Raw genomic sequence first — 11,963 nt, 5'->3', positions numbered from 1 at the left:
CGGTCTTTCGTGGTTACTCGATCGGCGCCCCCGGGCATACGATCGGCGAAGTCGTGTTCAACACCGCTATCACCGGCTATCAGGAAATCCTGACTGACCCGAGCTACGCGCGCCAGATCGTGACCCTGACGTATCCGCACATCGGTAACGTCGGCGTGAATGCCGAAGACGTCGAAGCCACGAAAGTCCATGCCGCCGGCCTGATCATCCGTGATCTGCCGGTTCTCGCGTCGAACTTCCGCATGGAGCGCACGCTCCCGCAATATCTGAAAGACGAAGGTGTGGTCGCCATCGCCGGTCTCGACACCCGTATGCTGACCCGCGTGCTGCGCGACAAGGGGGCGCAGAACGGCGCCATTCTGGCCGGCTCGGATGATGAAGCGAAGGCAATCGAACTCGCGCGTTCGTTCCCGGGTTTGTCGGGCATGGACCTCGCGAAGGTCGTGTCGACCAAGGAAAGCTACGAGTGGACCCAGACCGAATGGCGTCTGGGCACCGGTTACGGCACGCAGAACGCGCCGAAATACCGCGTGGTCGCGTTTGATTACGGCGTGAAGTACAACATCCTGCGCATGCTGGCCGAACGCGGCTGTCACGTGACCGTGCTGCCGGCGCAAGCCACCGCGGCCGACGCGTTGGCCCTCAACCCGGACGGCGTTTTCCTGTCGAACGGCCCTGGCGATCCGGAACCGTGCGACTACGCAATTCGCGCCACCAAGGAGCTGATCGAGCGCGGCATTCCGACCTTCGGCATCTGCCTCGGCCACCAGATCATGGGCCTCGCGCTGGGCGCCAAGACCCTCAAGATGAAAACCGGCCACCACGGCGCGAATCATCCGGTGAAGGATCTCGAAGACGGCCGCGTGGTCATCACGTCGCAGAACCACGGCTTCGCGGTCGACGCCGACACGCTGCCGGCCAACGCCAAGGTGACGCACGTCTCGCTGTTCGACGGCACGCTGCAAGGCTTCGCACTGACCGACAAGCCGGCGTTCTGCTTCCAGGGTCACCCGGAAGCGTCGCCTGGTCCGCACGACATCGCCTATCTGTTCGATCGCTTCACCGCGTTGATGGACACGAAGAAGGCCGGCAAGAGCGCAGCGGCATAAACATAACAGCTTGCGACGCGCCTTTACGGCGCGCGGCTCGCCACGCGAAAGACGCAAATGGCGCAACGAGCGCAAGCAGCGCGCGGCACGGCGAGCAGCACAGACACAGAGCAGAGCGCGCGCAACGGTGAAACGCAGCGCGCCGACGGAAAGAATTCAGGAATACATTAGCGAGAGCGTTATGCCCAAGCGGACAGACATCAAGAGCATCCTCATCATCGGCGCGGGTCCGATCATCATCGGCCAGGCGTGCGAGTTCGACTACTCGGGCGCGCAGGCATGCAAGGCGCTGCGTGAGGAAGGCTACAAGGTCATTCTCGTCAACAGCAATCCGGCGACGATCATGACCGACCCGAACACGGCCGACGTGACCTACATCGAGCCGATCACGTGGGAAGTGGTGGAGCGCATCATCGCCAAGGAGCGGCCGGACGCGATCCTGCCGACGATGGGCGGCCAGACCGCGCTGAACTGCGCGTTGGATCTGCACGCGCACGGCGTGCTGGAGAAGTACAAGGTCGAACTGATCGGCGCGTCGCCGGAAGCGATCGACAAGGCGGAAGACCGCCAGAAGTTCAAAGACGCGATGACCAGGATCGGCCTCGGTTCGGCCAAGTCGGGCACCGCGCATTCAATGGAAGAGGCGCTGCAGGTGCAGGCTGAGATCGCTACGCAAACGGGCAGCGGCGGCTATCCGGTGGTGATCCGTCCTTCGTTCACGCTCGGCGGTTCGGGCGGCGGCATTGCATACAACCGCGACGAATTCGAAGAGATCTGCAAGCGCGGGCTCGACTTGTCGCCCACGCGCGAACTGCTGATCGAAGAATCGCTGCTCGGCTGGAAAGAGTACGAGATGGAAGTGGTCCGTGACAAACAGGACAACTGCATCATCGTCTGCTCGATCGAAAACCTGGACCCGATGGGCATCCACACTGGCGACTCGATCACCGTCGCGCCGGCGCAAACGCTCACGGACAAGGAATATCAGATCCTGCGTAACGCATCGCTCGCGGTGCTGCGCGAGATCGGCGTGGACACGGGCGGTTCGAACGTGCAGTTCTCGATCAATCCGAAAGATGGCCGGATGATCGTGATCGAAATGAATCCGCGTGTGTCGCGTTCGTCCGCGTTGGCTTCCAAGGCGACCGGCTTTCCGATCGCGAAGGTCGCGGCGAAACTGGCAGTCGGCTACACGCTGGATGAACTGAAGAACGAAATCACCGGCGGCCAGACCCCGGCATCGTTCGAACCGACCATCGACTACGTCGTCACCAAGATTCCGCGTTTCGCGTTCGAAAAATTCCGCGAAGCCGATTCGCGCCTCACCACGCAGATGAAGTCGGTCGGCGAAGTGATGGCGATTGGCCGCACCTTCCAGGAATCGTTCCAGAAGGCGCTGCGCGGTCTGGAAGTGGGTGTGGACGGTCTGGACGAAAAGACCGACAACCGCGACGAGATCATCCGCGAGATCGGCGAAGCCGGCCCGGATCGCATCTGGTACGTGGGCGACGCATTCCGTGTCGGCATGACGGCCGAAGAGATTTTCGAAGAGACGTCGATCGACCCGTGGTTCCTCGCGCAGATCGAGCAGATCGTCCTGAAGGAAAAGGCATTGGCCGGCCGTACGTTGGCAAGCCTGTCGAAGGAAGAACTCAAGTATCTGAAGCAAAGCGGCTTCTCGGACCGTCGTCTGGCCAGGCTGCTCGGCGCGAAGCCGGCGGAGGTACGCCAGCGCCGTATCGAGCTGAACGTGCGCCCGGTGTATAAGCGCGTCGACACGTGCGCGGCCGAGTTCGCCACGAAAACCGCCTACATGTACTCAACCTACGAGGAAGAGTGCGAAGCGAACCCCACGAACAACAAGAAGATCATGGTGCTGGGCGGCGGCCCGAACCGGATCGGTCAGGGTATCGAGTTCGACTACTGCTGCGTGCATGCTGCACTCGCCATGCGCGAAGACGGCTACGAAACGATCATGGTCAACTGCAATCCTGAAACTGTTTCGACCGACTACGACACATCCGATCGTCTGTACTTCGAATCGCTGACGCTCGAAGACGTGCTCGAAATCGTCGACAAGGAAAAGCCGGTCGGCGTGATCGTGCAGTACGGCGGTCAAACGCCGTTGAAGCTCGCCCTCGATCTCGAAGCAAACGGTGTGCCGATCGTCGGCACGTCGCCTGACATGATCGACGCCGCGGAAGACCGCGAGCGTTTCCAGAAGCTGCTGCAGGACCTCGGCCTGCGTCAGCCGCCGAACCGCACCGCGCGTGCTGAAGACGAAGCGCTGAAGCTCGCCGAGGAAATCGGCTATCCGCTGGTGGTGCGTCCGTCGTACGTGCTGGGCGGCCGCGCGATGGAAATCGTTCACGAGCCGCGCGATCTCGAGCGCTACATGCGTGAAGCCGTGAAGGTGTCGAACGACTCGCCGGTGCTGCTCGACCGCTTCCTCAACGACGCAATCGAATGCGACGTGGATTGCATCTCGGATGGCGAAGCTGTGTTCATCGGCGGCGTGATGGAGCACATCGAACAGGCGGGCGTCCATTCGGGCGACTCGGCTTGCTCGCTGCCGCCGTACTCCCTGTCGAAGGAAACCATTGCCGAGCTGAAGCGCCAGACCGGCGCAATGGCGAAGGCGCTGAACGTGGTCGGCCTGATGAACGTGCAGTTCGCGATCCAGCAGGTGCCGCAAGCGGATGGCTCGAAAGAAGACGTCATCTACGTGCTGGAAGTGAATCCGCGTGCGTCGCGCACGGTGCCGTACGTGTCGAAGGCGACCAGCCTGCCGCTCGCGAAGATCGCGGCGCGCGCGATGGTCGGCCAGACCTTGGCGCAGCAGGGCGTGACGAAGGAAATCGATCCGCCGTACTTCAGCGTGAAGGAAGCCGTGTTCCCGTTCGTCAAGTTCCCGGCAGTCGATCCGGTGCTCGGACCGGAAATGCGTTCCACAGGTGAAGTGATGGGTGTGGGTCAGACCTTCGGTGAAGCGCTGTTCAAGTCGCAACTCGCGGCAGGTTCGCGTTTGCCGGAGTCGGGCACGGTGCTGCTGACCGTGATGGACGCCGACAAGCCGAAGGCGGTCGTTGTCGCACGCATGCTGCACGAACTCGGTTATCCGATCGTCGCGACCAAGGGGACGGCTGCCGCGATCGAAGCGGCCGGTGTGCCGGTCAAGGTCGTCAATAAGGTGAAGGACGGCCGTCCGCACATCGTCGACATGATCAAGAACGGCGAAATCGCGCTGGTCTTCACGACCGTCGACGAAACCCGCGCGGCGATCGCCGATTCGCGCTCGATCCGCATGAGTGCACAGGCGAACAAGGTCACGTATTACACGACAATGTCCGGCGCACGGGCCGCAGTGGAAGGTTTGCGCTATTTGAAGAACCTGGAAGTCTATGATTTACAAGGCCTCCACGCTCGCCTAAACTAAGGCTTCGAATTCCTGTCCAAGATGTAAGTGCCGCGGTTAAGCGGCGTTCCGCAGGTGCTTGGGTCCGGGCTTTGTCCGGCGCTCTGGCCCCCGCGGAATGCACTTAACCGCGGTGATTTTTTTTACGGCTGTTTTTTGCATAGAGTTGTTTATGAGCACTGTTCCATTGACGAAGCGCGGCGCGGAAATGTTGCGCGATGAATTGCAGCGCCTGAAATCGGTTGAGCGTCCGTCGGTGATCAATTCGATTGCTGAAGCGCGTGCCCAGGGCGATCTGTCGGAAAACGCGGAATACGACGCGGCGAAGGAAAAGCAGGGCTTCATTGAAGGTCGTATTGCCGAAATCGAATCGAAGCTGGCCGGCGCGCAGGTGATCGACCCCGCGGCAGTGGAAGCGGACGGCCGCGTGGTGTTCGGCGCGACCGTCGAACTGGAAGACCTGGATTCGGGTGCGCCCGTCAAATATCAGATCGTCGGCGACGACGAGGCGGACATCGACCACGGCCTGATCTCGATCAGCTCGCCGATCGCGCGCGCGTTGATCGGCAAGTCGGAAGGCGACGTTGCATCGGTGCAAGCGCCGGGCGGCGTGCGCGAGTACGAAATCATCGCGGTTAGCTACGTTTGAAGGCGGCCACGGTGTCCTTGATGCCACATCGACTGTTCCGCCTGCTGACGGTAGTGTGGGTCGGTAGTCTGTTGACTATTGGCTATGCCGTCGCGCCGGTGCTGTTCACATCGCTCGACCGGATGACGGCAGGCGCAGTGGCGGCGCAACTGTTTCGCATTGAAGGCGTGCTGGGCGCGGTGTGCGGAATTTTGCTGCTGGTTCTGGCGAACGTACTGGTTCGCCGCGGCGGCGATGCTTATCGCCGTTCGCGCTGGTGGATCGCCGGTATGCTGGTGTGTGTGCTGGTGGGTTACTTTGCATTGCAGCCGTTTATGAATGCAATGCGCGTGGCCGCGCTGGAAGCGGGCAGTGATGTCGGGCATTCAGTTTATGCGACACGCTTTGGCATTCTGCACGGCGTATCGAGTCTGTTTTATCTGATCGAAAGTCTGCTGGGCGTGGCGCTGGTGTGGAAGCTGCCGGCGAGCGTCGGCAGTTTGACAGCGGAGCAGGGCGCTCGCGGCGCTGCGGGGAAAGTAACCGGTTGAGTAGTGCCGTTACGGCTTGTGCACGCGGGTTTGCCTGTAGACTTGCTCAAGCGGAACGACGCCGGCGAATTTAGCCAGGCAGAATCAACCAGGTAAAATTAACCACGCCGCTGGAGCAATTCACACCAAGGTGCGGACACCGCCGCACCCTCATCATTCGCTTATTTCGACGACTGATGCGCACGCTTCGCGCTGGTCTGGCGCTTCTTGGCGCGCTTGATGTTGCCGCCTTGCGTGACCCGTTCATTGCCCCGCACCACGACCGCTTTTGCCTTCGGCTTGCGCATCGGGATTTCGCTGGGCTTCACCACCGTGACCACGCGCGGTGCGCGGCCTTTACCCGGTTTGGCTTCGACAGCTGCTTCGCGGGCGCTCGGCAGGGCGCCGCGCTTGGCCTTCACAGCCGGTTGTGCGGCTGCTTCCGGTTTCCAGATCACCAGCAGCTTACCGATATGCTGGATCGGTGCTGCATTCAGCTTGTCGCAGATCTGTTCGTAAATGGCGATGCGTTCTTCGCGTTCGTCGCCGAACACGCGGATTTTGATCAATTGATGCGCGCCAAGGTGGACCTTGATTTCCGACAGCACAGCGTCGGTCAAGCCTTCGGCGCCGACGAGCACGACCGGTTTGAGCGCATGTGCCTGGGAGCGCAATTCGGCGCGTTGGTCGGAAGAGACTTTAAGGGCTGGCATGGAAAGTGGGAGACTCGACTAAAATGGCGGCACCTGCATTTCCGAGAGATTTCGGCCAATAGCGCAGGGCGGCGCGTCAGAACAACAGAATCGCGGATAACTGCCAAGTTTGGCGGTGGCCGCGCGAATTAACCGCGTATTATCCCCTAAAGCGCCACATTTCGCAGCAAGAGTTCACCTTTAATGGCAAAAAACAAGTTCAACACGGCGTGGTTGCATGATCACATCAACGACCCGTACGTAAAAATGGCGCAGCGGGAGGGCTATCGCGCCCGCGCAGCCTACAAGCTGAAGGAAATCGACGAGCAGGACAAGTTGATCCGGCCAGGCCAGGTGATCGTCGACCTCGGCTCCGTGCCGGGCAGCTGGAGCCAGTACGCCCGCAACAAGCTGGCCAAGGGCGCACAGCGCGACGCCGAGCGCGAGGGCGGCATCGATGGCACTATCATCGCGCTCGACATGCTGCCAATGGAGCCGATCGCCGACGTCCATTTCATTCAGGGCGACTTTCGCGAAGACTCGGTTCTCGAACAACTGGAAGAATTAGTCGGCGAGCGCCAGGTCGACCTTGTAATTTCGGATATGGCGCCCAACCTGTCGGGAGTGGCGGTGGCGGACGCCGCGCGAATCGAGCACCTGTGCGATATCGCGATGGAATTCGCGCAAAATCACCTGAAACCGGATGGAGCCCTTTTAGTCAAATGTTTTCACGGCAGCGGTTACAGCCAGATTGTCGAAAAGTTCAAACGTCAGTTCAAGGTGGTGGCGGCCCGCAAGCCGAAAGCGTCGCGGGACAAGTCGTCAGAAACGTTTATTTTGGGTAAGCATCTCAAGCGGCCCGCATAGGGGCGCTGCAGGAAGGTTCCGCATCTGTCGTTAATGCGCCCATGGCGCCGGAGATCGGTGCTCTGATAGCCCGCTTCGCTATTTATGTGGTAGCGAAACGTTATGGCAGGGGTCTGCGGACTGGATTAGAATGCTTTCGTGGTGCCGCAAGGCAAATGTAGGCGCCCGTCTAAGTGAAGGAGTGGTGCTTTGAACAACAATATGTTTTCGAAAGCAGCAGTGTGGCTGGTTATCGCACTGGTGCTGTTTACGGTGTTCAAGCAGTTCGACAAGCCCCGTGTCCAGGAAGGTGTTTCGTATTCGCAGTTCATGGACGACGCGAAGAACGGCAAAGTCAAGAACGTCATTGTCCAGGGGCGGAACCTCACGGTCACTCCAGCAGACGGCCAGAAGTACCAGATCGTGTCGCCCGGCGACATCTGGATGGTCGGCGATCTGATGAAGTACGGCGTTCAGGTGAGCGGCAAGGCTGATGATGAACCGAATGCGCTGGTGTCCGCGCTGTACTACCTCGGACCAACGATCCTGATCATCGGATTCTGGTTCTACATGATGCGGCAGATGCAGGGAGGCGGGAAAGGCGGTGCGTTCTCGTTCGGTAAATCCCGTGCACGTCTGATCGACGAAAACAACAACGCAATCAATTTCACCGACGTCGCCGGTTGCGACGAAGCCAAGGAAGAAGTCTCCGAACTGGTCGACTTCCTGCGCGATCCGCAGAAATTCCAGAAGCTGGGTGGGCGGATTCCGCGCGGCGTGCTGCTGGTCGGCCCGCCGGGAACCGGTAAAACGTTGCTGGCGCGTGCGATCGCCGGCGAAGCGAAGGTGCCGTTCTTCAGCATCTCGGGTTCGGACTTCGTGGAAATGTTCGTGGGTGTCGGTGCGGCTCGTGTGCGCGACATGTTCGAGCAGGCCAAGAAGCATGCGCCGTGTATCGTGTTCATTGACGAAATCGACGCGGTTGGCCGTCATCGCGGTGCCGGTATGGGCGGCGGTAACGACGAGCGCGAACAGACCTTGAACCAGATGCTGGTCGAGATGGACGGCTTCGAGGCGAATTCCGGCGTGATCGTGATTGCTGCCACGAACCGTTCGGACGTGCTGGACAAGGCGCTATTGCGTCCGGGCCGTTTCGACCGCCAGGTGTATGTCGGTCTGCCGGACATCCGCGGTCGCGAACACATCATGAAGGTTCACTTGCGCAAGGTGCCGATTTCGAACGACGTCGACGCAGCGGTTATCGCTCGCGGCACGCCGGGCTTCTCGGGCGCCGATCTGGCGAACCTGGTCAACGAAGCAGCACTGTTCGCGGCTCGCCGTGGCAAGCGCATCGTCGAAATGAACGACTTCGAAGACGCGAAGGACAAGATCTTCATGGGTCCGGAGCGCAAGTCGGCCGTGATTCGCGAAGAATCGAAGCGTGCTACGGCGTATCACGAGTCGGGTCACGCGGTTATCGCCAAGCTGTTGCCGAAGGCCGATCCGGTGCACAAGGTCACGATCATTCCGCGTGGCCGTGCGCTGGGCGTCACGTGGCAGTTGCCGGAGCACGACAACGAAACGTATTCGAAAGACTACCTGCTGGACCGCCTCGCGATCCTGTTCGGTGGCCGCGTTGCGGAGGAGCTGTTCCTGAACCTGATCAGCACCGGCGCATCGGACGACTTCAACAAGGCAACGGCTACGGCCCGCGCCATGGTGGCTCGCTTCGGTATGACGGACGCGCTCGGACCGATGGTCTACGTCGACGACGAAAACGACGCTACGCCGTTTGGCCGCGGTTTCACGCGCACCATTTCGGAAGCGACGCAGCAGAAGGTCGACGCAGAAATCCGCCGCGTGCTGGACGAGCAATACAACCTCGCCAAGCGCTTGCTGGATGAGAACCGCGACAAGGTCGAAGCGATGACCGCCGCGCTGATGGAGTGGGAAACGATCGACGCCGATCAGATCAACGACATCATGGCAGGCCGTCCGCCGCGTTCGCCGAAGAGCTCGCCGCCGTCGGCAAGCGACGCCTCGTCGGGCGGCAGCCCTGGCACCGAGGTCAAGCCGGGCAGCGCGACCGCGCCGGCCTGATAGGCGACCAGTAGAAAGTGCGGGCCGGTGTGTTTCACACCGGCCCGTTTTGCATTTGTCCGTTTTATGAGATTGACCGCTACGTGCCGAAAGTCGAAGTTACTTCTCTTCCCCTTCCTGAACCGCTGCAATGCGGCCGTTTCAAGCTGACCTTTGAACGCCCTCTGGTCATGGGCATCCTGAACGTCACACCCGATTCTTTTTCCGACGGCGGTCAGTACGCGATGCGCGGCGACGCGCTGCGCCAGGCTGAGCGCATGTTGCTCGACGGCGCGGACATCATCGACATCGGCGGCGAGTCGACCCGCCCGGGTGCGCCGCCGGTGCCGCTCGACGAAGAGCTGGAGCGGGTGATCCCGCTGGTCGAACAACTGCACGGCGCGAATGTGCCGCTGTCGGTCGATACATACAAGCCAGAAGTGATGCGTCACGCACTGACGGCGGGTGCCGACCTGATCAACGATATCTGGGGCTTCCGGATGCCCGGCGCGATCGACGCCGTGCGCGACAGCGACTGCGGTCTATGCGTGATGCACATGCTCGGCGAGCCGCAGACCATGCAAGTTGGCGAGCCCGTCTATGACGACGTCGTAAGCGAGGTTAGACAGTTTCTCGAAGAGCGGGTGGCGGCGCTGCGGCAAGCGGGCATCGTCCGTGCGCGTATCAGCGTGGATCCGGGCTTTGGCTTTGGCAAGGCGGTCGTCGAACACAATTACGCGCTGCTCGCGCACCTGCCGGACACTGCGCCGCGGGCCGAGCCGCCGTACCCGATTCTCGCCGGCATGTCGCGCAAGTCGATGGTCGGCGCAGTGGTGGGGCGCCCGGCGCCTGAGCGCGTCGCGGGCAGCATCGCCGCGGCAGTGTGTGCTGCCGGGCGCGGCGCGGCAATCCTGCGCGTGCACGACGTTGCGCAGACAGTGGATGCATTGAAAGTATGGGCAGCCATGCGCGAGGCGGCGAATCACAACCGCGCGCGCGGCTAAGCCCAAACAGGAAGGAGGACTATAAAACATGGCACGTCGCTATTTTGGAACGGACGGGATTCGGGGCAAGGTTGGCGAAGGGCCGATTACGCCGGAGTTTGTATTGCGGCTCGGCTACGCTGCCGGCAAGGTGCTTGCGGGCGCCGACCGCTGGGCGAAGACGGGCACGCGGCCCACGGTGCTGATCGGTAAAGACACGCGGGTGTCGGGCTATATGCTCGAAGCCGCGCTCGAAGCGGGCTTTTCCGCGGCCGGCGTCGACGTCATGCTGGCCGGGCCGATGCCGACCCCGGGCATCGCTTATCTGACGCGCGCGTTGCGACTCGCCGCGGGCGTCGTGATCAGTGCGTCGCACAACCCGTACTACGACAACGGCATCAAATTCTTCTCTGCCGACGGCAACAAGCTGCCCGACGAAGTGGAATCGCTGATCGAGGAACAGCTCGATCTGCCGCTGGCGTGCGCGGCATCCGAACAACTTGGCAAGGCGCGGCGCCTCGACGACGCGGCCGGCCGTTACATCGAGTTCTGCAAGAGCACCTTCCCGGCCGCCTTCGACTTGCGCGGTCTCAAGCTGGTGGTCGACTGCGCGCACGGCGCTGCGTACGACGTCGCGCCGCACGTGTTCCACGAACTCGGCGCCGAGGTAATTCCGATCGGCGTCGCACCGAACGGTTTCAACATCAACGACGGCGTCGGCGCAACCGCGCCGGACGCGCTGGTGCGCGCGGTGCGCGCGAATCATGCGGACCTCGGCATTGCGCTTGACGGTGATGCCGACCGGCTGCAGGTCGTGGATGCAGCCGGTCGCCTGTACAACGGCGACGAGCTGCTGTACGTACTGGTCAAGGACCGGATGGCGACCGAGGGCCAAGTGGAAGGCGCGGTCGGCACCTTGATGACCAACATGGCGGTCGAAGTCGCGCTGCAGGAAGCCGGCGTGAAATTCGTCCGGGCGGCGGTGGGCGACCGCTACGTGCTCGAGCAGTTGCGTGAGCACGGCTGGCAGCTGGGCGCGGAAGGCTCCGGCCATATTCTCTCCCTCGACCGCCATTCGACCGGCGACGGCATCGTTTCGGCCCTGCTGGTGTTGGCCGCGATGAAGCGCAGCGACAAAACGCTCGCCGAATTGCTCCATGGCGTGACGCTATTTCCGCAGAAGCTGATCAACGTGCGGATGCAACCCGGCGCGGACTGGAAGGGCAGCGACGCGATCCGTCGCGCGATCAGCAAGGTCGAGCAGGCGCTCAACGGCCGCGGCCGCGTGCTGATTCGCGCGTCCGGCACCGAGCCGGTACTGCGTGTGATGGTCGAGGCGGAAAACGTCAACGACGCGGTTCGGCATGCCGAATCGATCGCCGACGCGGTCAAGGAAGCTACGGCTTAGATAGCCACGCGGTTAGTCGAGGCGGCGGGACACGGCAGGAGGCCGCCCGTCGCCGACGCCGACGCCGGGACGCACGGCAGGCAGCGCGTTCGACCGTGGGTGCAAGCGGCAAACCGTAGCTGGGAGCGTCCCATTACCGTCCAACCTTCCCGCGGACCTTCCCGGCCTTCTCGCAGCCTTCTCCCAGCCTTCGTCCCACCTTCCCGGACATTCCCGAAGTTCCTCAGCCGTCGTCCAGCCTTCGTCCCACCTTCCCGGACATTCCCCGAACTT

Annotated in this window: 9 protein-coding genes; 8 read left to right on the top strand and 1 reads right to left on the bottom strand. The window is 61.9% G+C overall.

The window, feature by feature from the left end; genetic code table 11:
* The 4 genes from carA to QOC89_RS05330 all read left to right on the top strand — a co-directional run.
* Window positions 1–1,109: glutamine-hydrolyzing carbamoyl-phosphate synthase small subunit (carA, locus tag QOC89_RS05345; RefSeq protein ID WP_323044077.1), on the top strand; the 1,109-nt coding region annotated here is incomplete at its 5' end.
* Window positions 1,110–1,290: 181 nt separating this feature from the next.
* Window positions 1,291–4,545, top strand: coding sequence for a carbamoyl-phosphate synthase large subunit (gene carB, locus QOC89_RS05340; RefSeq protein ID WP_323044076.1), 3,255 nt, complete (start codon window positions 1,291–1,293; stop codon window positions 4,543–4,545).
* 151 nt (window positions 4,546–4,696) lie between these two features.
* On the top strand, window positions 4,697–5,173 hold the full coding sequence (gene greA / locus QOC89_RS05335; protein ID WP_115780599.1) for a transcription elongation factor GreA: 477 nt from the start codon (window positions 4,697–4,699) through the stop codon (window positions 5,171–5,173).
* A gap of 20 nt (window positions 5,174–5,193) precedes the next feature.
* Window positions 5,194–5,703 (top strand): DUF4149 domain-containing protein, encoded by a 510-nt coding sequence (locus QOC89_RS05330; RefSeq protein WP_323044075.1) that lies wholly within the window; start codon window positions 5,194–5,196, stop codon window positions 5,701–5,703.
* 161 nt (window positions 5,704–5,864) lie between these two features.
* Here the strand turns inward: QOC89_RS05330 and QOC89_RS05325 are convergent, their stop codons facing one another.
* Window positions 5,865–6,395 carry a YhbY family RNA-binding protein gene (locus tag QOC89_RS05325; RefSeq protein ID WP_323044074.1) on the bottom strand — a complete coding sequence of 177 codons (531 nt, stop codon included), beginning with the start codon at window positions 6,393–6,395 and terminating at the stop codon, window positions 5,865–5,867.
* A 183-nt stretch (window positions 6,396–6,578) separates the two neighbouring features.
* On the opposite strand from QOC89_RS05325, the gene QOC89_RS05320 reads away from it, so the two are divergent.
* The 4 genes from QOC89_RS05320 (at window position 6,579) to glmM (ending at window position 11,690) form a co-directional block, all read left to right on the top strand.
* Window positions 6,579–7,241, top strand: a complete 663-nt coding sequence (locus QOC89_RS05320; protein WP_323044073.1) for an RlmE family RNA methyltransferase — start codon at window positions 6,579–6,581, stop codon at window positions 7,239–7,241.
* A 189-nt stretch (window positions 7,242–7,430) separates the two neighbouring features.
* A complete protein-coding gene (gene ftsH / locus QOC89_RS05315; protein WP_054036261.1) occupies window positions 7,431–9,320 on the top strand; it encodes an ATP-dependent zinc metalloprotease FtsH in 1,890 nt (629 codons plus the stop codon).
* A gap of 170 nt (window positions 9,321–9,490) precedes the next feature.
* Entirely contained in the window at window positions 9,491–10,303 is an 813-nt protein-coding gene (folP, locus tag QOC89_RS05310) for a dihydropteroate synthase (RefSeq protein ID WP_416340357.1), read from the top strand.
* Between the two features lie 28 nt (window positions 10,304–10,331).
* Window positions 10,332–11,690, top strand: a complete 1,359-nt coding sequence (glmM, locus tag QOC89_RS05305; RefSeq protein ID WP_323044071.1) for a phosphoglucosamine mutase — start codon at window positions 10,332–10,334, stop codon at window positions 11,688–11,690.
* Window positions 11,691–11,963 lie beyond the last annotated feature (273 nt).

The organism is Paraburkholderia sp. (assembly GCF_034668105.1).
Classification (GTDB): Bacteria; Pseudomonadota; Gammaproteobacteria; order Burkholderiales; family Burkholderiaceae; genus Paraburkholderia.
This window is presented reverse-complemented; position numbering and strand designations above follow the sequence as displayed.

What these genes read in the sequence shown, in the direction of transcription:
- carB (WP_323044076.1), top strand. Translation starts at nt 1,291, where the DNA reads ATGCCCAAGCGGACAGACATCAAGAGCATCCTCATCATCGGCGCGGGT.
- greA (WP_115780599.1), top strand. Translation starts at nt 4,697, where the DNA reads ATGAGCACTGTTCCATTGACGAAGCGCGGCGCGGAAATGTTGCGCGAT.
- QOC89_RS05330 (WP_323044075.1), top strand. Translation starts at nt 5,194, where the DNA reads ATGCCACATCGACTGTTCCGCCTGCTGACGGTAGTGTGGGTCGGTAGT.
- QOC89_RS05325 (WP_323044074.1), bottom strand. Translation starts at nt 6,395, where the DNA reads ATGCCAGCCCTTAAAGTCTCTTCCGACCAACGCGCCGAATTGCGCTCC.
- QOC89_RS05320 (WP_323044073.1), top strand. Translation starts at nt 6,579, where the DNA reads ATGGCAAAAAACAAGTTCAACACGGCGTGGTTGCATGATCACATCAAC.
- folP (WP_416340357.1), top strand. Translation starts at nt 9,491, where the DNA reads ATGGGCATCCTGAACGTCACACCCGATTCTTTTTCCGACGGCGGTCAG.
- glmM (WP_323044071.1), top strand. Translation starts at nt 10,332, where the DNA reads ATGGCACGTCGCTATTTTGGAACGGACGGGATTCGGGGCAAGGTTGGC.